Origin of the sequence: Pseudomonas sp. GOM7 (assembly GCF_026723825.1) — a bacterium.
GTDB lineage: Bacteria > Pseudomonadota > Gammaproteobacteria > Pseudomonadales > Pseudomonadaceae > Aquipseudomonas.
In genome coordinates this window covers 2,248,697-2,268,263 of the sequence record NZ_CP113519.1, presented here as the reverse complement: position 1 = coordinate 2,268,263, position 19,567 = coordinate 2,248,697, and the positions used below count along the sequence as shown (strand labels likewise).

The 19,567-nt window shown below is 66.2% G+C and carries 20 protein-coding genes; 3 read left to right on the top strand and 17 right to left on the bottom strand.

What is annotated here, in order from left to right; all coding sequences use genetic code 11:
• Positions 1 to 31: 31 nt before the first annotated feature.
• The 3 genes from OU800_RS10360 to rnd are packed head-to-tail and all read right to left on the bottom strand — an operon-like array spanning position 32 to position 2,391.
• Positions 32 to 964 (bottom strand): D-2-hydroxyacid dehydrogenase, encoded by a 933-nt coding sequence (locus OU800_RS10360; RefSeq protein ID WP_268183506.1) that lies wholly within the window; start codon positions 962 to 964, stop codon positions 32 to 34.
• A gap of 3 nt (positions 965 to 967) precedes the next feature.
• Complete coding sequence (locus tag OU800_RS10355; RefSeq protein WP_072424636.1) at positions 968 to 1,261, bottom strand: YcgL domain-containing protein; 294 nt, start codon at positions 1,259 to 1,261, stop codon at positions 968 to 970.
• Positions 1,258 to 2,391: a ribonuclease D gene (gene rnd, locus OU800_RS10350; RefSeq protein WP_268183504.1), complete on the bottom strand. Its 1,134-nt coding sequence runs from the start codon at positions 2,389 to 2,391 to the stop codon at positions 1,258 to 1,260. Before rnd ends, OU800_RS10355 begins: the two co-directional genes overlap by 4 nt.
• Positions 2,392 to 2,518: 127 nt before the next feature.
• Here rnd and OU800_RS10345 point away from each other — a divergent pair, with 127 nt between their 5' ends.
• Entirely contained in the window at positions 2,519 to 3,583 is a 1,065-nt protein-coding gene (locus OU800_RS10345) for an SMP-30/gluconolactonase/LRE family protein (protein WP_442964748.1), read from the top strand.
• 63 nt (positions 3,584 to 3,646) lie between these two features.
• Here OU800_RS10345 and gdhA read toward each other — a convergent pair whose 3' ends face one another.
• Positions 3,647 to 4,984, bottom strand: coding sequence for an NADP-specific glutamate dehydrogenase (gdhA, locus tag OU800_RS10340; protein ID WP_268183502.1), 1,338 nt, complete (start codon positions 4,982 to 4,984; stop codon positions 3,647 to 3,649).
• Positions 4,985 to 5,282: 298 nt separating this feature from the next.
• Here gdhA and OU800_RS10335 point away from each other — a divergent pair, with 298 nt between their 5' ends.
• Together OU800_RS10335 and OU800_RS10330 are read left to right on the top strand one after the other, a co-directional pair.
• Positions 5,283 to 6,137 carry a sulfurtransferase gene (locus tag OU800_RS10335; protein WP_268183501.1) on the top strand — a complete coding sequence of 285 codons (855 nt, stop codon included), beginning with the start codon at positions 5,283 to 5,285 and terminating at the stop codon, positions 6,135 to 6,137.
• A 276-nt stretch (positions 6,138 to 6,413) separates the two neighbouring features.
• Positions 6,414 to 7,676 carry an OmpP1/FadL family transporter gene (locus OU800_RS10330; protein WP_268183499.1) on the top strand — a complete coding sequence of 421 codons (1,263 nt, stop codon included), beginning with the start codon at positions 6,414 to 6,416 and terminating at the stop codon, positions 7,674 to 7,676.
• A 913-nt stretch (positions 7,677 to 8,589) separates the two neighbouring features.
• Here the strand turns inward: OU800_RS10330 and OU800_RS10325 are convergent.
• The 13 genes from OU800_RS10325 to cobO form a co-directional block, all read right to left on the bottom strand.
• Positions 8,590 to 9,141 carry a glutathione peroxidase gene (locus OU800_RS10325; protein WP_268183497.1) on the bottom strand — a complete coding sequence of 184 codons (552 nt, stop codon included), beginning with the start codon at positions 9,139 to 9,141 and terminating at the stop codon, positions 8,590 to 8,592.
• 62 nt (positions 9,142 to 9,203) lie between these two features.
• Positions 9,204 to 9,329 carry a hypothetical protein gene (locus tag OU800_RS10320; RefSeq protein WP_268183495.1) on the bottom strand — a complete coding sequence of 42 codons (126 nt, stop codon included), beginning with the start codon at positions 9,327 to 9,329 and terminating at the stop codon, positions 9,204 to 9,206.
• Positions 9,326 to 10,531, bottom strand: coding sequence for an MFS transporter (locus OU800_RS10315; protein ID WP_268183493.1), 1,206 nt, complete (start codon positions 10,529 to 10,531; stop codon positions 9,326 to 9,328). The genes OU800_RS10320 and OU800_RS10315 overlap by 4 nt, the downstream gene beginning before the upstream one ends.
• A gap of 93 nt (positions 10,532 to 10,624) precedes the next feature.
• Positions 10,625 to 11,362, bottom strand: coding sequence for an adenosylcobinamide-GDP ribazoletransferase (locus OU800_RS10310; protein WP_268183492.1), 738 nt, complete (start codon positions 11,360 to 11,362; stop codon positions 10,625 to 10,627).
• Complete coding sequence (cobC, locus tag OU800_RS10305; protein WP_268184269.1) at positions 11,359 to 11,934, bottom strand: alpha-ribazole phosphatase family protein; 576 nt, start codon at positions 11,932 to 11,934, stop codon at positions 11,359 to 11,361. The genes OU800_RS10310 and cobC overlap by 4 nt, the downstream gene beginning before the upstream one ends.
• Positions 11,931 to 12,986, bottom strand: a complete 1,056-nt coding sequence (gene cobT, locus OU800_RS10300) for a nicotinate-nucleotide--dimethylbenzimidazole phosphoribosyltransferase (RefSeq protein ID WP_268183490.1) — start codon at positions 12,984 to 12,986, stop codon at positions 11,931 to 11,933. The genes cobC and cobT overlap by 4 nt, the downstream gene beginning before the upstream one ends.
• On the bottom strand, positions 12,983 to 13,504 hold the full coding sequence (gene cobU, locus OU800_RS10295) for a bifunctional adenosylcobinamide kinase/adenosylcobinamide-phosphate guanylyltransferase (RefSeq protein WP_268183489.1): 522 nt from the start codon (positions 13,502 to 13,504) through the stop codon (positions 12,983 to 12,985). The genes cobT and cobU overlap by 4 nt, the downstream gene beginning before the upstream one ends.
• A 51-nt stretch (positions 13,505 to 13,555) precedes the next feature.
• Positions 13,556 to 15,007: a cobyric acid synthase gene (locus tag OU800_RS10290; RefSeq protein ID WP_268183488.1), complete on the bottom strand. Its 1,452-nt coding sequence runs from the start codon at positions 15,005 to 15,007 to the stop codon at positions 13,556 to 13,558.
• Complete coding sequence (cobD, locus tag OU800_RS10285; protein WP_268183487.1) at positions 15,007 to 16,017, bottom strand: threonine-phosphate decarboxylase CobD; 1,011 nt, start codon at positions 16,015 to 16,017, stop codon at positions 15,007 to 15,009. Before cobD ends, OU800_RS10290 begins: the two co-directional genes overlap by 1 nt.
• Positions 16,010 to 16,918, bottom strand: coding sequence for an adenosylcobinamide-phosphate synthase CbiB (gene cbiB / locus OU800_RS10280; RefSeq protein WP_268183485.1), 909 nt, complete (start codon positions 16,916 to 16,918; stop codon positions 16,010 to 16,012). The genes cobD and cbiB overlap by 8 nt, the downstream gene beginning before the upstream one ends.
• A gap of 3 nt (positions 16,919 to 16,921) precedes the next feature.
• Positions 16,922 to 17,575: a 5,6-dimethylbenzimidazole synthase gene (gene bluB, locus OU800_RS10275; RefSeq protein WP_268183482.1), complete on the bottom strand. Its 654-nt coding sequence runs from the start codon at positions 17,573 to 17,575 to the stop codon at positions 16,922 to 16,924.
• Positions 17,572 to 18,864: a cobyrinate a,c-diamide synthase gene (locus tag OU800_RS10270; RefSeq protein ID WP_268183480.1), complete on the bottom strand. Its 1,293-nt coding sequence runs from the start codon at positions 18,862 to 18,864 to the stop codon at positions 17,572 to 17,574. Before OU800_RS10270 ends, bluB begins: the two co-directional genes overlap by 4 nt.
• The gene (gene cobO, locus OU800_RS10265) at positions 18,864 to 19,475 is read right to left on the bottom strand and encodes a cob(I)yrinic acid a,c-diamide adenosyltransferase (protein WP_268183478.1); all 612 of its coding nucleotides are present in this window, start codon (positions 19,473 to 19,475) and stop codon (positions 18,864 to 18,866) included. The genes OU800_RS10270 and cobO overlap by 1 nt, the downstream gene beginning before the upstream one ends.
• Positions 19,476 to 19,567 lie beyond the last annotated feature (92 nt).

Genomic DNA, 19,567 nt, shown 5'->3' with positions numbered 1-19,567 from the left:
CCTGCCCCGTCACAGGCCAAGGGCCGCCAGATCAGTAACCGCGCGCGAAATCCACCTCGCCGCGCAACGGCTCACCGGCCTGCCAAAGCGCCAGGTTGTCGAGAAACAGCCTGCTCATCAGCAGCGGGTCGGTGGGCGCGGCGCTGTGCCCGGTCAGCAGCAGGTTCGGCGCAGTCCAGAACGGATGCCCAGGCGGCAGCGGCTCCTCACGGCAGACATCGATCACCGCAGCGGCCAGACGCTCTTGCTGCAAGACTGCCAGCAGATCGGCCTCCACCACCGCGCTGCCCCGGCCAGCGTTGATCAGCACTGCCCCGGGGCGAACGCCTGCCAACAACTCGGCATCGTAGAGGTCGTGCGTGGCCGGAGTATCCGGCAGCAGGTTGACCAGGTAATCGGCCCAGCCCACCAGGCGTGGCAGCTCGGACAGGGCCGCGACCTCGGCGAAGGGCACCTGCTCGCGCGCCGCACTGGCGACGCCACGCAACTCCACGCCGAAAGGCGCGAGAAAGCCCGCGACGGCCTGGCCAATGTCGCCGCACCCGACGATCAGCACCCGCCGCCCCGCCAGGCTGCGCGGCAGCATCGGCGCCCAGCGCTGCTCGCGTTGTGCCTGCTGGCGCTCGAACAGGCGTCGCTCGTGAGCCAAAAGGTGGCCAAGGACGTACTCGGCCATGACCTGGCCAAAGATGCCCACCGCCCGGCTCAAGCGATAATCGCGCGGCAAGTCACTGGCCAACAGCGGCGTGATGCCGGCCCAGGTCGACTGCAGCCAGCGCGGGCGCAGGCCCTGGCGCAACAGCGGTGCCAGCAGCGAAGGCTCGCCCAGCCACAGCGGGCAATCCCCCGCAGCGGCGGCCAACGCCTCGGGCTCATCACTGGCGAACAATTCTAGCGTTGGCTGTGCCGCACGAATGCACTCGGCATAACGGGCGTGCTTCGCTTCGGCGATCAATAGACGCATGGTTCAGACCGGGTCATTGCGGCGCAGCAGTTCGTCCGGCAGGTGCTGAATGTATTCCTCCTCGGGCGGTGGCATCTGCAGGTGGTACCCCTGCTTGTCGAGATTCTCCAGCACCTGGGCGATGTCCTCGCGGGCCAATTGGCGCTCCGGGCTGAGCACCAGGTCGAAGGCGTGCGCAGGTGGGCCGAATACCGCCAGCAGACCTTCGGGCACGCGGGTCAGAGCCTCGGCCTTGAGCACGTAGAGGTACATCTCGTTCTTGCGCGGGCTCTTGTAGATGGAACAGATGCGTTTCACGCGGATTCTCCTTCGTCGGCCAGACACTCCAGGAGTGCCTGCCCCATCAACTCCCGGCGCCAGCCGCGCAGGGAATCGGGCAATTGGTACGGGCCATTGGGATAGCCACTTTTCAGCAGCGCCTCCAGGCTTTTCTTGCGCAGCATCAGCTCGGGGGCGATGTCCAGGCGTTCGCCCTCACGCTGGCCGACGGCGCGCAGTTTCTTCAACAGGGCAGAGGCCTCCACCGGCAGTGGCTCGGGCAGCGCCTCGGGCCATTGCTCGGGGGGCAGCGCGGCCGCCTCGCGGATCAGCGCCAACAGGGTTTCGCCATCCTGGCGCACGGTTTTCGGATGCATGTCCTCGATGCGTGCCAGCGCCACCAGGTTGTCCGGCTGAGTGCGTGCCAGCGGCCACAGCGAATGCTCGCGCAGCACACGGTTGCGCGGCTGGTTGCGCGCTCGTGCCTGGCGCTCGCGCCAGGCACATAGGGCACGCAGCACGGCCTGCTGCTGACGCGACAGTTTCCAGGCCAGCTTGGCCTCGCGCCAGGCCTCGTCGGGGTCGATCTCGCGGCCCAGGTTGGCCACCAGTTCAGCGCCGTCTTCGAGAATCCATTCCACCTTCTGCGGCGCCAGGCGGGCCATCAACTCGCGATACACCTCCACCAGATGCGACACGTCTTCGGCGGCGTAGCGCACCTGCAGCTCGGACAACGGGCGCTGCAGCCAGTCGGAACGAGTCTCGCCCTTGGGCAGCTCGATGTCGAGCAAGCGCAGCACCAGGCGCGAATAGCCCATGGAAAAACCCAGATTGAGATAACCGGCCGCGACCTGTGTGTCGAACAGCGGTGCCGGCAGGCTACCGGTCAGGCGCAGGAAGACCTCCAGATCCTCGCTGCAGGAATGCAGCACCTTGACCACATTCGGCGCGCGCAACAGAGCAGCGAAGGGGCTCCAATCTTCGATGCACAGCGGATCGATCAGCCAGGCACCATCGCCGCCACTGACCTGCACCAGGCCGGCGAGGGGGTAGAAGGTGTCGACGCGCATGAACTCGGTGTCCAGCGCGATGAAGGGCAAGGTCTGCCAGGCGGCGCAGAGCTTGGCCAGGCTGGCGTTGTCGCGGATCCAGTGAATATCGTTAGCCACGCGGCGCTCCCATGAACAGTGGCGCGCAGTATATAGCCTGCGCGCGTCGACGGGCAGCGAGCTGCCGCCGCGCCCGCGAACTGTGTAATCTGTGCCGCGCAACGCCTCCTGACATGGAAGAACGACGATGCTGAAGAAACTGCTTGCCCTGGTGGTCGTACTACTGGCCGCTGCCGCCGGTTACCTGGCCATTACCCCCAGCCCGATCGACCCGCTGCCTTGGGACGCCGCGCCCGCGCCGGCCATGACCGGCCTACTGGAACCCAACGACACCCTGATGAAGGCCGAACTGCTGGCCCGCGGCAAGATCCACGGCCCGGAAGACACCGCCGTCGACGCCGAAGGGCGCGTCTATGCCGGCCTGCAGGACGGGCGCATCGTCCGGGTGCTGGCGGACGACAGTGTGGAAACCTTCGCCGACACTGGCGGCCGCCCCCTGGGCATGGACTTCGATGCAGACGGCAAGCTGATCGTCGCCGACGCCTACAAGGGCCTGCTGAGCGTGGACAAGGCTGGCAAGATCAAGGTGCTCAGCACCGAGGCCGACGGCCTGCCTTTCGCCTTCACCGATGATCTGGACATCGCCAGCGACGGCACCATCTACTTCAGCGATGCCTCCTCACGCTTCCAGCAGCCCGACTACCTGCTCGATCTGCTCGAAGCCCGCCCCCATGGCCGCCTGCTGGCCTACGATCCGGCCACGGGACAGACCCGCGTGCTGCTCAAGGATCTGTACTTCGCCAACGGCGTGGCGCTGTCGGCAGCCGAAGACTTCGTGCTGGTCAACGAGACCTACCGCTACCGCATCACCCGTTACTGGCTCAAGGGCGACAAGGCCGGCCAGCACGACATCTTCATCGACAACCTGCCGGGCCTGCCGGACAACCTGCAGGGTGATCGCAAGGGCACCTTCTGGGTCGCCCTGCCCTCGCCGCGCAAGGCCGATGCCGACTTCCTGCATCGCCACCCCTGGCTCAAGGCGCAGATCGCCAAGCTGCCGCGCTTCCTGTGGCCCAAGCCGCTCGACTATGGCCTGGTCATCGCGCTCAACGAACAGGGCGAGATCCTGCGCAGCCTGCACGACACCAGCGGCAGCCACCTGCGCCTGATCACCTCGGTCAAACCGGTCGGGGATTATCTGTACTTCGGCAGTCTGGACAACGACCGCATCGGCCGGCTCGAACTGCACTGACGAAAAGCCCCGGAAAACAGACCGTGTGAAAACCGGGGCTTTCCTTTATCGCCAGCTCGCGCCTCAGACCACGCCCTGCGCCAGCATGGCATCAGCGACCTTGACGAAGCCGGCGATGTTGGCACCCTTGACGTAGTTGATGCGGCCATTCTCCTCGCCATGGTGCACGCAGGCATGATGGATGTTCTGCATGATGCCATGCAGGCGTTCGTCCACCTCTCCGGCGCTCCAGTGCAGGCGCATGGCGTTCTGGCTCATTTCCAGGCCGCTGGTGGCCACGCCTCCGGCGTTGGACGCCTTGCCCGGCGCGTAGCAGATGCCGGCCTCGACGAACAGATCCACCGCTTCCAGGGTCGAGGGCATGTTGGCGCCCTCGGCCACGCAGATGCAGCCGTTCTTCAGCAATGCGCGAGCGTCATCGCCATCCAGTTCGTTCTGCGTCGCACAGGGCAAGGCGATATCGCAGGCCAAGCCCCAGGGGCGCTGCCCGGCGAGGAACTGCAGGCCGAAGTGCTCGGCCATCTCGCGCAGGCGGCCGCGACGCACGTTCTTCAACTCCATCAGGTACTGCCACTGCTCGTCGCTGAGGCCGCCCTCGGCATACAAGGTGCCCTCGGAGTCAGACAGCGAGATCACCCGCCCGCCCAGCTCCATGACCTTCTGCGCCGCGTACTGGGCGACGTTGCCGGAACCGGAAATGGCTACACGCTTGCCCTCGAAGTCCTGAGCGATGCGCTTGAGCATTTCCTGGGCGAAGTACACGCAGCCATAACCGGTGGCTTCCGGGCGGATCAGGCTACCGCCATAGCTCAGCCCCTTGCCGGTCAGCACCGAGGTGAACTGATTGGACAGGCGCTTGTACTGGCCGAACAGGTAGCCAATCTCGCGGCCACCGACACCGATGTCACCGGCCGGCACGTCCAGATCGGCACCGATATGGCGATACAGTTCGGTCATGAACGATTGGCAGAAGCGCATCACCTCGCCTTCGCTCCTGCCCTTGGGATCGAAGTCCGCACCGCCTTTGCCGCCACCCATGGGCAACGAGGTCAGGGAATTCTTGAACACCTGCTCGAAGGCGAGGAATTTGAGCACCCCGAGGTTCACCGAGGGGTGGAAACGCAGACCGCCCTTGTACGGGCCGATGGCGCTGCTCATCTGAATTCGATAGCCGCGATTGACCTGTACCTGGCCACGGTCGTCGACCCAGGGCACGCGGAACAGAATGGCGCGCTCGGGCTCGACCATGCGTTCGAGGATGCCGGCTTCGCGGTAACGCGGATTGGCGTCGAGGAAGGGCCACAGGCTGCGCACCACCTCTTCCACGGCCTGATGGAACTCGGGCTGATCGGGGTCGCGCTGCTTGAGGCGCGACAGGAAAGAATCGACGGACAACGACATGCGGCACCTCGACGCCACGCGGAAAAAGTGCCGGCACTCTAGCAGGCAGCAAGGCACCAAAACAGACCAAAATGTCGCTTTGATGAATCTTTTTGGTGCATTCAGCTAAAAAGGCGTCGCTAATGTTCTAAAAACAATGGATTAAAAGAATTCTCTCGCACCATATAAACACTACAAAGATCCAAAAAAGGGCACACCTGACCATCTTTTGCGGGCATTGCGAAACCGACCAAGAAGGTACTCGACTTCGACTTGACGGTATGATGCCCAGAACAGACATCGACCAGAGGACTCGCTCATGTCCCTCGCTCAATTGATCGAACCACAAGCGCTGGCCTCGCGCCTGCACGCCCCCGACCTGGTACTGCTGGACTGCCGCTTCGCCCTCGAAGACCCCACCTATGGCCGCCGCAGTTACCTGGACGGGCACATTCCCGGCGCCCATTTCCTCGACCTGGAGCAGGATCTTTCCGCCCCGGTGATCAAAGGCGTCACTGGCCGCCATCCCCTGCCCGATCCCAGCACTCTGGTAGAACGCCTGCGCCTCTGCGGCCTGCGCGCCGATAGCCAGGTGGTGCTCTACGACGACGGCGCCGGCGCCTTCGCTGCCCGCGCCTGGTGGCTGCTGCTGTGGCTGGGCAAACGTGACGGCATTTACCTGCTCGATGGAGGCCTCAAGGCCTGGCGCGAAGCCGGCCAGGCCCTGACCACGGAACGTGCGGAGAACGCGCCCGGCGATTTCGCCGCGCAGCCTGACCCCAGCCTGCTGCTGAGCGCCGAGCAACTGGCGCGGCGCCTGCACGACGCCGACCTCACCCTGCTCGATGCCCGCGCCTTGCCACGCTTTCGTGGCGAGGTCGAGCCACTCGACCCAGTGGCCGGGCATATTCCCGGTGCGCAATGCGCGGCTTTCACCGATAACCTCGGCAGCGATGGCCGCTTCCTGCCCCGCGAACAGTTGCGCGCGCGTTTCGACGCCCTGCGCGGCGAGCGCCCGCTCGAGAGGCTGGTGGCCTACTGTGGCTCCGGGGTCACGGCCTGTCACAACCTGTTCGCCATGAGCCTGGCTGGCTATCCCCTGGCGCCACTCTATGCCGGCTCCTGGAGCGAATGGATCACCGACCCGCAACGCCCCGTGGCCACCGGCGACTGACGTCTTCGGTTCTGGCTGCGAATCAGCCCATCTCGCCCTTTCTGCCCTGATACACCCCTCGCGACGGGGCTCCGGTCAGGGCGGCAAGCGCTCTATTGGGGGAACTTCTCCTGTCCGTCGACAGTCAGCCGAAGGTTGGGGTTCGTTCCCATTTCGTTCTTGCCGTGCCTTACGGAGCGCCGCCCAGCTATGGCGCCCCTTGGCACGACAACGCGGCTCGCGACGAAACGGGATCAGACCCTACGTCTGCCTTATCCTCTCGCACAGGAATCGACAATGAACAAGCACCTGCTCAAGACCAGCCTGACCCTTGCCCTGGCAGCCATCTCCGGCCAGAGCTTCGCCTCTGGCTTCGCGCTCAACGAACAGAGCATCAGCTCCATGGGTACCGCCTTCGCCGGCCGCTCATCGGCAGCCGGCGATGCCAGCACGGTCTTCGGCAACCCGGCCGGCATGGCCCGCATCAAACGCGACGAGATCAACTTCGGTGCCGCCGTTATCCACGCCAAGAGCGATATCAGCGATGCCAGCGGTAGAAATCCCCTGGGCGGGGCCATCAATGGCAGCAACGATGGTGACATGGTGCCGAACACCGGTGTGCCCATGGGCTACTACGTCAAGCCGCTGGACGACAAGGTCGCCTTCGGCCTGGGCGTCTACGCGCCTTTCGGCCTGATGACCGATTACGAGAGCGGCTTTCAGGGCCGTTACCAGTCGGACAAGAGCTATGTGCGAGTGATCACCGTGCAGCCCACCCTCAGCTATCGTTTCAACGATCAGCTATCGGTCGGCTTCGGTCCCACCTTCAACCATATCGAGGGTGAACTGACTTCGTCGCTGTTCACCCCGCTGGGCGATGGCAAGGTCAAGGTCAAGGGCGACGACACCGCCGTCGGCTTCAACGCCGGTGTGCTCTACGAATTCAGCCCACGCACACGGGTCGGCGTGACTTACCGTTCGCGGGTCAAGTACGAGCTCGAGGGTGACACCAAGGTGGAAGCGCCCGCCCTGCTCGGCATCGCCGGCAAGTACGACGCCAACCTCGACCTCACCACCCCCGAGTCGGTGGACATGTCCATCACCCACCAGCTCGACGACGCCTGGACGCTCTACGCCGGCAGCACCTGGACACGCTGGAGCCGCTTCAAGGAAATCCGCGTGCGCAACGAAGCCAGCACCCTGCCGGCCAACCTCAACACCATAGTCGAGGAACAGAACTGGCACGATACCTGGGCACACGCCATCGGCCTGGCCTACAAGGTCAACCCGCAGTGGACGCTGCGTACCGGTATCGCCGTGGATCAATCTCCAATCAACAACACCGACCGCTCGCCGCGCGTACCCTCCGGTGACCGGCGCATCTTCAGCCTGGGCGCCGGCTGGAGCCCGAACGCGGACATGACCATCGATGTGGCCTATTCCTACCTGAAGGAAGAGCCGGTGGACGTCAACCGCAGCAGCGCCAGCCGTGGCAGCTACAACGCCAGCTACAAGAACAGCGCTCATGGCCTGGGGGCGTCGTTGACCTACAGGTTCTGATAGCCGCTCGAACGCGAAGGCCCGTGCAATGCGGGCCTTCTTTTTGTTTTTTCGGGTGCGGCCGGGTTTGATACCGGACTGCAAGTTTGTGTAAGTGCTTGTTGCTTGTTCGGGTGCTTGTTCCGGATTGCCGCGTTTTTGTTGATGTTTTTGGTTTCGCCCTCCCGGGCGAGTCACTTTTGACGGGCAAAAGTAACCAAAACCCTCCGCCCGGTCATCCGGCCCTGGCTTCGCCAGGGTTCGCTCACTCCATCGCCGTTCCAGAGGCCCGCCACGGTGGGCCATCCCTGGCCCATCGCGGCTCTCGCGACATCCATGTCGCTCGACCTCTTCCACGACGATTGCGTTCGCCCTCCTGGGCGGGCTCTGCACGCGCCTGAACGCGAGGTAACCCAGAAGTAGTGCGGAGTGCTTGAACATGAGGTCAGCCTTAGGGCTGACCGGGATGCCGGCCGCAAGCCGGCAAACTGAAACTACGCGAATGAAAGTTTTGGTTTAACTCGACGACTCAGTGGCGATTTCACAGCCACTAGAACACGCCGACATGGCATGCCTGTACGTTCAGGCGCGCGAATTGCCCCCTTCAGGAGGGTGAGTGGAATCGTTGCGTAGAGGGGCGAGCGGCATGGATGCCGCGAGAGGCTTAAAGGGCCAGGGATGGCCCTTGTAAGCCGACCCTCGGAGCAGCGATGGAGCGAACGAACCCCGGCGCAGCCGGGGCCGGATGGCGGGGGTGCGTTTCTTTTGCTTACTTTTCTTTGCGCAGTTCAAAGAAAAGTGAGTCGCCCGAGGGGGCGAAACAAGAAGTCCCAGCAAACACCGAAGCGGCGTCCAAAACACCCAACGAACCAACACGAGCCAACACAAACCTGCCAGCCCAGTATCAAGCTCACTCCAACCGCCTAAAACAAACTCAAGGCCGGCTGGCAATCGCCTGCTCCACCGCCTTGATCAAGTCCGGATCATCCGGCTTGGTCAGGCTGGAGAAGCTCGCCACCACCTTGCCCTGGCGGTCGACCACGTACTTGAAGAAGTTCCAGCGCGGCACGCGGCTCTGCTCGGCCAGGCCCTTGAACAGGGGAATGGCATCGTCGCCCGAAACAGGCTGCGGCTCGGTCATGGCGAAGGTCACGCCGTAATTGACGTAGCAGACGGTGGCCGTCTCCTTGCTGTCAGCCGACTCCTGGCGGAAATCGTCGGAGGGCACTCCAAGCACCTCCAACCCCTGATCCTTGTAACGCTGGTACAGCGCCTCGAGCCCTTTGAACTGCGGCGTGAATCCGCAGAAGCTGGCCGTGTTGACCACCACCAGCGGCTTGCCGGCGAATTGGCAGAGTTCGATGCTCTCGCCCTTGGCGCGCAGTTTGGGCAGTTCCCCCTGGAGCAGGGTCGGGCATTCGCTGGCCAGCGCCGGCAGTGCCAGGCAAGACAACAACAGGGAGCAGGCAAAACGGCGAAACGACATGGCAGTGACCTCAAACGATGGCAGCATCTCGCCACGCTACTCGCAGCTCACCATCCCGGCAACTAACAGATACCGACACCCAGTTGCAGCAGTGCCAGCCCACCCTGATGCCAGCCCCACCAGGCCAGCGCCAGCAGCAGGCCGAGACCCGTTGCCAGCGCAGCGAGGGTCAACGCCTGGCGTTTCACGCCGGCGCCCCCTGCAGACGCGCAACCGGTACCTCGCGCACCGGCCAGTTGAGCGCGGCGGCCATCAGGCTCAGGCCGACGGCGATCTGCCATACCAGGTCGTAGCTGCCGGTGTGGTCATACAGGTAGCCGCCCAGCCAGCCGCCGAGGAAGGAGCCAAGCTGATGGAACAGGAAGACTATGCCACCGAGCATGGACAGGTTGCGCACGCCGAACAGCGTGGCCACCGTGCCGTTGGTCAGCGGCACGGTGGACAGCCACAGCAGGCCCATGGCGATACCGAACAGGTAGGCGCTCCATTGCGTCAGCGGCGCCAGCAGAAACAGGCTGATCACCACCCCACGCAGCAGATACAGGGCGCTGAGCAGACGCGGTTTGGCCATGCGCCCGCCGAGCCAGCCGGCGAAGTAGGTGCCGAAGATATTGAACAGCCCCACCAGCGCCAGCACCGTGGTGCCGGTGATGGCCGGCAGATGATGATCGACCAGATAGGCTGGCAGGTGCACGGCGACGAACACCACCTGGAAACCGCAAACGAAAAAGCCCAGCGCCAGCAGCCAGAAGCCGGAGTGCCCAGCCGCCTCGCGCAGGGCTTCGAGCAAGGTCTGCTGCGGCAGGTTACTGACTGGCGCGGGCGCCTCATTGATCATCGCCGCCAACGGCAGGATCAGCGCCACCAGCAGCCCTAGCGCCAGCAGCGCCGACGACCAGCCCAGCCAGCCGATCAGCCCGAGCGAGCCCGGCAGCATGGCAAACTGACCGAAGGAGCCAGCCGCCGCAGCGATGCCCATGGCCATGCTGCGCTTCTCCACCGGCACGGCGCGGCCGACCACACCGAGAATCACCGAGAACGAGGTACCGGACAGGCCTATGCCGATCAGCAGGCCGGCACTCAGCGACAGGGACAGCGGCGAGTTGGCCATGCCCATGCACAACAGCCCGAGGACATAGAGCACGCCACCGACGATGATCGCCTTGCGCGCGCCGAAGCGGTCGGCCAGTGCCCCGGTGACAGGTTGCGCCAAGCCCCAGACGAGGTTCTGCAGGGCGATGGCGAAGGCGAACACTTCACGCCCCCAGCCGAACTCGGCGCTCATCGGCGGCAGGAACAGGCCGAAGCCATGGCGGGTGCCGAGCGACAGCGCGAGAATCAGCGAAGCGCCGAGCAGCAGCCAGGTGGATGAACGCCAGGTATGGGTCATTGTCGTGTTCTCCGGAATCAACGGGCAGATATAGCTTGGCGCCCCCTTGCAGGGCAAATACAGTTGCCGAGGACTGCACCGATACAGATGTTCTCAAGCGCTCCAGTAGAGCGCCAAGGTCAACAACACCACGGATTCGGCCAACTCCACCAGCGCACCCGCGGTATCGCCGGTAGTGCCGCCCAGACGCTGCAACAGGGCCCGTCGCAACCAGAGAAACAGCAGCAGCGCCATGCCCAGGCCAATGGCCGCACTCCAGCCCAGCAGCAGCATGGCCAAGGCATGCCCACCCAGCACCCAGGGCAGTTGCCGGCGCGGCAGATACTCGACCAGCGCCTGGCCCAGGCCTCCGGCGCGCACGTAAGGCGTGCTCGCCAGCAGCAACGGCAGCAGGCTGCGCCCCACCCAGGGCAGCAGCAGCAGGTAGAGGCCCTGCCCGGCTTGCAGCAGCGTCGATAGCGCAGCGAACTTGAGCAAGAGCAGCAGCACCAGCACGACGATGGCGATGGGGCCGCTGCGCGGATCCTTCATGATGCTCAGGGTGCGCTCACGATCGCCGAAACCACCGACCCAGGCATCGGCCGTGTCGGCCAGGCCATCCAGATGCAGCCCACCGCTGAGCCCCACCCACAAGGTCAGAATGATCGCCGCCTGCAACACCTCAGGCACCTGGCCCAGCAGCAGGTGCGCCGCCCACAGCAGCGCACCGAGCAGCAGCCCGACCGTGGGATACCAGAGCAACGAGCGCCCCATCTGTTCCGGGCTCGGCATGCCCGGCAGGGTGACCGGTAGGCGGGTAAGAAACTGCACGGCAATCAACAAGGCCGTCATGGCAGCTCCGTCAGTCGGCCATCGGCCTCGAGCTGCAGGCGAAAGCGCTGGGCATAGCCGACGTTGACCTGCAAAAGATCCTGCCGTGGCAGGCCGCGCGCACGCGCCAACAACAGGCGCATCACCCCGCCATGGGTGATCAGCAGCAGGCGTTCGCCGTCATGGGCCTGCTGCAGACGCTGCACGGCGGCGAGCACACGCGCCTCGAACGCCAGCAGGGGCTCGCCATTGGGCGGCGTGAAGGCGTAGGGGTCAGCCCAGAAACGCCCCAGGGCTTCGGCATCGGTGTCCATCAGCGAGGCGGCGCTACGCCCCTCCCAGTCACCGAAATGCAGCTCCTGCAGAGCGGGCTCGTAATGCAGCGGCAGGCCATGCGCCGCCGCCACTTCCTCGGCGAAACGCGCGCAACGCTGCAGCGGCGAGCTGATCAGGCGCTGCCAGGGGCCGGCGCCCTGCAAGGCGCTACGCAGTTGCGCCCAGCCCTGCTCGGTCAGGGCATCGTCCAGGCTGCCACGCAGGCCACCGCCCTGCTCGGTTTCGCCGTGCCGCAAGAGTTCCAGATGCAGCATCAGACGGGCCTCTGCGCCACGGCCGCTTCAGCAAAGGTGGCCATCTGTGCATGCAGACGACAGGCCATGCGCAGCAGCGGCACGGCCAGTGCTGCGCCACTGCCCTCGCCCAGACGCAGGCCCAGCTCCAGCAGCGGTTGTGCCTGCAATGCCTGCAACACTCGCACATGGCCCGGCTCGGCGCCATGATGGGCGAACAGCAACCAGTCGCGACAGGCCGGGTTCATGCGTACCGCCAGCAAGGCGGCGACGCTGCAGATGAAGCCATCGACCAGAATCGCCACGCCCTCCTGAGCCGCCGCCAGGTATGCGCCCGTCAGCGCCGCGATCTCGAAGCCGCCCAGATGGATCAGCGCCTCCAGAGGCGTGTCGATGCGTTCGCCATGCAGGTTCAGCGCCGCCTCGATGACGCGCGCCTTGTGCGCCATACCGGCGGCATCCAGACCGGTTCCCGGCCCCACCAGATCGTTGGCGGGGCAATCCAGCAACCAGCAGGCCAGTGCCGTGGCTGCCGTGGTATTGCCGATCCCCATTTCGCCACCGATGAACAAGTCGCACTCGGCGGCACGAGCACGCTGCACGCTGTTGCGCCCGGCCGCCAGGCAGATCAGCACCTGGGCCAGGGTCATCGCCGGGCCATGCAGGAAGTTCTGCGTACCGGCGCCGACATGCAGGTGGCGCACCCCCGGCATCGGCGGCAAGGGTTCGGCGGTGCCCAGGTCGATCAGCTCCAGGCGCGCATCCAGGGCACGCGCCAGCACGCTGATCGCCGCCCCGCCGCTGACGAAGTTGGCCAGCATCTGCCCAGTCACCGCTTGCGGATAGGCGGAAACGCCCTCGGCCACCACGCCATGATCGCCGGCGAACACGGTGATGCTCAGCGACTCCAGGCTCGGTCGTTCGCGCCCCTGCAGCGCAGCCAGTTGCACGGCCAGATGTTCCAGGCAGCCCAGGGAGCCCGCCGGTTTGGTCAATTGCCGCTGGCGCGCTTCGGCCTTGTTGCGGGCGACGTGATCCAGTGGTTGGCAAGGCCCTTGCCACCATTGCAACTTCATAGGCTGTCTCCCTTGAGCAGCATGGGCAGGCCGGCGACGGTGAACAGTACGCGCTGGCTGCGCTCGGCCAGGGCCTGGTGCAACCAGCCGGCCTCATCGACATAACGGCGGGTCAATTCACCCAGTGGTACCACGCCCAGACCGGTCTCGTTGCTGACCAGCAGAATACGCCCTGGCAACTCGCTGACACAGGCAAGCAGCGCCTCACGTTCGGCTTCCAGGCGCTGGCCGTCGTCCAGCACCAGCAGATTGGTCAGCCACAGGGTCAGGCAGTCCACCAGCAGGCAACGCCCTGTCGCGGCCTGCTCGCGCAGCACGCGAGCCAGCGCCAGTGGTTCTTCCACCAGCCCCCAGTGCGCCGGGCGCCGGGCCCGGTGTTGAGCGACGCGAGCATTCATTTCGCCGTCGAGCGGCTGGCTGGTGGCGATGTAGACCACCGCCAGCCCCGACTCAGCGGCCAGTTTCTCGGCCAGCCGGCTCTTGCCGGATCGGGCTCCGCCGAGGATCAGTTCAAGCATATTCACTCCGTAGGGTGCGCTGTGCGCACCATTCAATCGCTCTGGCGCACCCTACCCGATGCCACAAAGCACCCTGAGCCTGTCGGTATCCAGGTGTAGCTCCACCTGGTCGGCCAGGCGCTCGATATCCCGTTCACGCAGGGCCTGGTAATCCACCTGTTGCACCTCATCGAGACCGGCCCAGCGCAGCAGCGCGGCGCATGCCGAAGGCTGCTCGAACAGACCGTGCAGGTAGGTGCCGAACACCTGGCCGTCGGCGCTCAGGCCACCATCGCTGCGCCCATCCTCGAGCTGCACGGCACCATTGAGACCAGGCCCGCGGCTGACCCCGGCGTGAATCTCGTAGCCACTCACCTCAGCCTGTTCCAGGCAGAGCCGGCCACGCACGTTGCGCAGTTGCTTCTCCGGCTCCAGCAGCGTGGTGAAATCCAGCAGGCCAAGGCCCTCGCTGCTGCCGGCAGCGCCTTCCAGGCCGTGCGGATCATGAATCTGCCGGCCGAGCATCTGCAAACCGCCGCAGATCCCCAGCAGCTTGCCGCCGTAACGCAGGTGGCGGGCGATGGCCTTGTCCCAGCCCTGCTCGCGCAAGTGCGCCAGATCGGCACGCACGCTCTTGGAGCCAGGCAGGATGAGCAGATCGGCCGGCGGCATGCTCTGCCCCGCCCTGACGAAACTCAACTGCACCTGCGGATGCAGGCGCAGCGGGTCGAAATCGGTATGGTTACTGATGCGCGGCAGCACTGGCACCACCACGCGCAGGGCCTTGGCGTCCTTGGCCTGCTGGCGGGTGTCGACGGCGTCCTCGGCTTCCAGGTGAAAATCCATCAGGTACGGCAACACGCCGAGCACCGGCTTGCCGGTGTGCTGCTCCAGCCACTCCAGCCCTGGCTCGAGCAGGGCGATATCGCCCCGGAAACGGTTGATCACGAAGCCATGGACGCGCGCCCGCTCGCTGGGGCTAAGCAGCTCCAGGGTGCCCACCAGATGGGCGAACACACCGCCCTTGTCGATATCGGCAATCAGGATCACCGGGCAGTCCACCGCCTCGGCGAAGCCCATATTGGCGATATCGCCAGCGCGCAGATTGATCTCCGCCGGTGAGCCGGCGCCCTCCACCACTACCAGACCGTAACGCTCCAGCAGACGCGCGTGGGATTCCAGCACCGCTGCCATGGCCACCGGCTTGTAGCCGTGATAGCTCAACGCCTGCATGTTGCCGATGGCGCGGCCGTGGATGATCACCTGGGCGCCCATCTCGCTGTTGGGCTTGAGCAGCACCGGGTTCATGTCGGTATGCGGCGCCAGCCCGGCGGCCTGCGCCTGCACCGCCTGAGCACGACCGATCTCACCACCCTCGGCGGTCACTGCCGAGTTGAGTGCCATGTTCTGGGGCTTGAAGGGTGCAACCGGCACGCCCTGGCGCCGCAGCCAGCGGCACAGAGCCGTCACCAGGGTGCTCTTGCCGGCGTCCGAGGTGGTGCCCTGCACCATCAGAGTGGGCATCAGGTCGCCTCCTCGATACTCGCCAGGATCGGCGCGCAGGCCTGCAGGCCCTGCTCCAGGCGCTGCCAGCCGACCTCGTCGGCAGGCAAGCCGAAGCGCAGACTGTCCAGTTCGGCGAACAGCCGCACGAGAATGCCACGCCGCGCCAGCAGCTCGGCGCAGGGTATCGCGCGTCGCGTGCAACAGAACTGGAACAGCGCCGAACCGCCACTGGGCGGCAGGCCATTGTTGCGCAGCAAGGTGGCCAGGCGTGCGCCGTCGGCCGACAGGCGCTGACGCTGGCGGTGCTGGCCCTCGCCATCGACCAGCAGGTGGCGCGCGACATGCCGTGCCGGGCCACTGACGGCCCAGGGGCCGAGCAGCACCTGCAGTTCGTCGAGCAGGGCCTGCGCGGCGAGGACAAAGCCCAGGCGCAGCCCCGCCAGGCCGAAGAACTTGCCGAACGAACGCAGTACGATCAACCCCGGCATGTCGCTGTAGGCAGCCAGACTGTGCTCGGGTGCGCAATCCATGAAGGCTTCATCCACCACCAGCCAACCGCCCCGTTCGGCCAGTTGGTCATGCCAGTCGAGCAGACGCAGGGACTCGACCAGGCGCCCGGTCGGGTTGTTCGGGTTGACCAGCAGCAGCACGTCGAGCTGCGGCAGCGCACGCGGCACGGCGCCTTCGCTGAGGGTCAACACGCGATGTCCCTCGTTGCGCCAGGCCGCCTCATGTTCGGCATAGGTCGGGGCGACAATGCCCACGTTGCAGGGCTTGCGCAGACGCGGCAGGGCCTGGATGGCGGCCTGCGAGCCGGCTACCGGCAGCAGGCTGGCGGCGCCGTAGTAATCGCGCGCCGCCGCCTCCAGGCCATCCTCGACTTCCGGCAGCCGTGCCCAGGCCTCGGCAGGCACCGTGGGCAGCGTCCAGCCATAGGGGGCGACGCCGGTGGACAGATCCAACCAATCCTCCAGGGCGATGCCGTAACGCTGCGCCGCGGCACGCAGCCGCCCTCCATGTTCAAGCAATCCAGACCTCCCAGAGCAGCAGACAGACCAGCCACAGCGCCACACCGCCGATCACCAGATTCATTGCCCGTTCGATATCCCGCGCTCGTGGCGCCGGACCTTCACCCAGTTGCGGACGCTGGTGCACCTCGCCGTGATATTCCGCCGCGCCGCCCAGGCTCACCCCCAGGCTGCCGGCACCCGCCGCCATGACCGGGCCGGCATTGGGGCTGTCCCACAACGGCGCCTGGCGCTGCCAGCAACGCAGGGCCAGGGCGGTTCGCCCGAGCAGTGCATAGGTCAGCGCCACCAGACGCGCCGGCAGATAATTGAGGGCATCGTCGATCTTCGCCGCGGCCCAGCCGAAGCGCTCGAAGCGCTCGTTGCGATAGCCCCACATGGCGTCCAGGGTATTGCTCAAGCGGTACAGCACCACCCCCGGTGCGCCAGCGGCGACGAACCAGAACAAGGCGGCGAACACCGCATCGGAGCCGTTTTCCAATACCGACTCGGTGCCGGCACGAGCCACGCCGGAGGCATCCAGCTCGGCAGTGTTGCGGCTGACCATCCAGCCGACACGCTCGCGCGCCAGCGGCAGATCGCCCAGGCGCAGCGCCTGGGCCACCGGCTGCGCGTGTTCGTACAGGCTGCGCAGCCCCAGGGCGAAGTACAGGGCGAGAATCTCCACCGCCCAGCTCAGCGAGCTGACCTGAGTCAGCAGCCAGGTCAGCAGGGTCAGCGGCAGCACGGCCAGGCACCAGGCGCTCACGCCATGGCTGCGCCAGCCGCCGCCAGCCGGGTTGAAGCGCTGCTCCAGGCGCTCGGCCAGACGCCCGAAGGCCACCAGCGGGTGGCCACGCCTGGGCTCACCCAGGGCGGCATCCAGGGCCACACCGGCACAGGTGATCAGCGCCAGACTCATCGCTCACTCACTCCGTACGCCCCAACGGTTCTCGAACAGCAAATCGGCCAGCGGCCTGGGCGTGGCCCAGCCCTCCTCTACCAGCATCGGTTTCTGGTAGAAGGCATGCACCGGCCCCAGGCAGAGCAAGGCCACCGGCTTGCTGCCAGGCGGCATGCCCAGCAGCGCGGCCAGTGCCTCGGGATCGAACAGCGACACCCAGCCCAGCCCCAGGCCTTCGGCGCGCGCCGCCAGCCACAGGTTCTGGATGGCGCAGGCCACCGAGGCCATGTCCATTTCCGGCAGGGTGCGCCGGCCGAAGACATGGGCTTCGCGACCATCCATCAGCGCCACGGCGAGCAGTTCGGCGCAGTCGCGAATGCCCTCGACCTTGAGCTGCATGAATTCGTCACTGCGCTCGCCCAGAGCCTCGGCGGTTTGCACCCGCTCGGCCTCCACCAGGGCATGGATCTCTTCACGCAGGTGGCGATCGCTGATGCGCATGAAGCGCCAGGGCTGCATCAGCCCCACACTGGGGGCGTGATGCGCGGCCTCCAGCAGGCGCGCCAGCACCTCGGCGGGCACCTGCCCTCCAGCGAAGTGGCGCATATCGCGGCGTTCGGCGATGGCGCGGTACACCGCCGCGCGTTCCTCGGGCGAGAAGGCCTGATCGGTCATGGCTGTAACAGCGCGGCGGCTGCCTCCGGGTTCGACGGTAGGTAGAAATGGATATAGCTGGCGGTCAGCCGCCCCAGGCGATACACCGCCTCAGCCACCGGCTTGCCATTCGGGCATCGGCCCAGGGCAAGGGGCGCCAGGGAACTTTCCAGCCGCGAATGATGATAGCTGTGCCCGCGCAGCTTGCCTTCCGGCAGCGTCACTTCCTGCAACGCCAGGGCGGTCAGCCGGGGCTGCAGCGCCGCGCTGCCGCTGAGCAGACCGAGCATCCGGCCGCTGGCGCCCTGCTTGTCGCGCAGTTCATCGAGCAGGTAGAGCATGCCGCCGCATTCCGCCAGCAATGGCTTACCGGCCTGGTGATGGGCGCGGATCGCCTCGGCCATGGCCTGGTTGCCTTCCAGCTCGGCCAGGTACAACTCGGGGTAGCCACCGGGCAGGTAGAGGCTGTCCACGGCCGGCAGCCCGCTGTCGGCCAGCGGCGAGAAGTAATGCAGTTCGGCGCCGAGGGCCTGCAGCAGATCGAGATTGGCCTGATAGAGGAAGGCGAAGGCGGCATCGCGCGCCACCCCGATCCGCACCCCGGCCAGCAGCGCGGCCGGCTCATCCAGGCGCGGCGCGGCAAAACGCACCGGAGCCGGCAGATCGACATCGGCGCTGGCCGCAAGGGCATCGGCGGCGGCGTCCAGGCGGGCATCCAGGTCGGCCAGCTCGGCCGCCTGCACCAACCCCAGGTGGCGGCTGGGCAGCTCCACCGCGGCGCTGCGTGGCAATGCACCGAACCAGCGGATGCTGGCAGGCAAGGCATCGCGCAGGATATCGCCATGGCGGCTGCTGGCCACCCGGTTGCCGAGCACCCCGGCAAAGGGCAGATCGGGCTGGAAGGTGGCCAGACCATGGGCCAGGGCGCCGAAGGTCTGAGCCATGGCCGCGCCGTCGATCACCCCCAGCACCGGCACGCCGAAGTGCCGCGCCAGGTCGGCCGCCGAGGGCTTGCCGTCGAACAGGCCCATCACGCCTTCGATGAGGATGAGGTCGGCCTCGCCGGCCGCCTGCCACAACAGGCGTCGGCTCTCCGCCTCACCGACCATGGCCAGGTCGAGCTGGTACACCGGCGCGCCGCTGGCGCGGGCGTGGATCATCGGGTCGAGAAAGTCCGGGCCGCACTTGAACACCCGCACCCGTCGCCCCTGGCGCCTGTGCAGGCGCGCCAGAGCGGCGGTCACGGTGGTCTTGCCCTGGCCGGACGCCGGCGCGGCGATCAACAGGGCCGGGCAGTGACGCGCACTCATCAGTATTCGATACCCTTCTGCGCCTTCACCCCAGCCTTGAACGCATGCTTGACCAGGCTCATGTCGGTCACCGTGTCGGCTGCCTCGATCATGCCCGGCAAGGCGCCGCGCCCGGTCACCACCACATGCTGCAACAGCGGCCGCGCCTCGATATCGGCCAGCACCGCGTCCAGTTCCAGGTAACCGTGTTTGAGGGCGATGTTCAGCTCGTCGAGCACCACCAGGCCGATGGCCTCATCGTTCAGTAGCTCACGGGCCACGGCCCAGGCCTGCTGCGCCTTGGCGATATCGCGCTGGCGATCCTGGGTTTCCCAGGTGAAGCCCTCGCCCATCACGTGGTAGCTGACCTCTTCGGGAAAACGCCGGAAGAAGGCCTCTTCGCCAGTGCTGGCCGCGCCCTTGATGAACTGCACCACGCCGACTTTGAGGCCATGGCCGAGGGCGCGCGCGACCATGCCGAAGGCACTGCTGCTCTTGCCCTTGCCGTTGCCGCTGTGCACCAGCAGCAGGCCGTATTCGTCCTGGGCCTGGGCGATCTTCTCGTCGATCAGGGCTTTCTTGCGCTGCATGCGCGCCTTGTGGCGGGCATCGCGTTCGGCCGACTCGCTCATGCTGTGCTCCTCGAGGTCAGGCGCCCGCCTCGCCCCAGCCGAACGAAGGGCGGCGCGGCGAGGAAAAGATCAGGAAAGCTGGCAAGGGCGAA

Coding starts and splice junctions, on each gene's coding strand:
- OU800_RS10310 (WP_268183492.1), bottom strand. CDS start 11,362: ATGACGGCCTTGTTGATTGCCGTGCAGTTTCTTACCCGCCTACCGGTC.
- OU800_RS10360 (WP_268183506.1), bottom strand. CDS start 964: ATGCGTCTATTGATCGCCGAAGCGAAGCACGCCCGTTATGCCGAGTGC.
- OU800_RS10325 (WP_268183497.1), bottom strand. CDS start 9,141: ATGTCGTTTCGCCGTTTTGCCTGCTCCCTGTTGTTGTCTTGCCTGGCA.
- OU800_RS10270 (WP_268183480.1), bottom strand. CDS start 18,864: ATGAGTGCGCGTCACTGCCCGGCCCTGTTGATCGCCGCGCCGGCGTCC.
- OU800_RS10345 (WP_442964748.1), top strand. CDS start 2,519: ATGCTGAAGAAACTGCTTGCCCTGGTGGTCGTACTACTGGCCGCTGCC.
- cbiB (WP_268183485.1), bottom strand. CDS start 16,918: ATGAGTCTGGCGCTGATCACCTGTGCCGGTGTGGCCCTGGATGCCGCC.
- cobT (WP_268183490.1), bottom strand. CDS start 12,986: ATGAAGTTGCAATGGTGGCAAGGGCCTTGCCAACCACTGGATCACGTC.
- OU800_RS10315 (WP_268183493.1), bottom strand. CDS start 10,531: ATGACCCATACCTGGCGTTCATCCACCTGGCTGCTGCTCGGCGCTTCG.
- OU800_RS10290 (WP_268183488.1), bottom strand. CDS start 15,007: ATGCCCACTCTGATGGTGCAGGGCACCACCTCGGACGCCGGCAAGAGC.
- cobU (WP_268183489.1), bottom strand. CDS start 13,504: ATGCTTGAACTGATCCTCGGCGGAGCCCGATCCGGCAAGAGCCGGCTG.
- cobO (WP_268183478.1), bottom strand. CDS start 19,475: ATGAGCGAGTCGGCCGAACGCGATGCCCGCCACAAGGCGCGCATGCAG.
- OU800_RS10335 (WP_268183501.1), top strand. CDS start 5,283: ATGTCCCTCGCTCAATTGATCGAACCACAAGCGCTGGCCTCGCGCCTG.
- OU800_RS10330 (WP_268183499.1), top strand. CDS start 6,414: ATGAACAAGCACCTGCTCAAGACCAGCCTGACCCTTGCCCTGGCAGCC.
- bluB (WP_268183482.1), bottom strand. CDS start 17,575: ATGACCGATCAGGCCTTCTCGCCCGAGGAACGCGCGGCGGTGTACCGC.
- gdhA (WP_268183502.1), bottom strand. CDS start 4,984: ATGTCGTTGTCCGTCGATTCTTTCCTGTCGCGCCTCAAGCAGCGCGAC.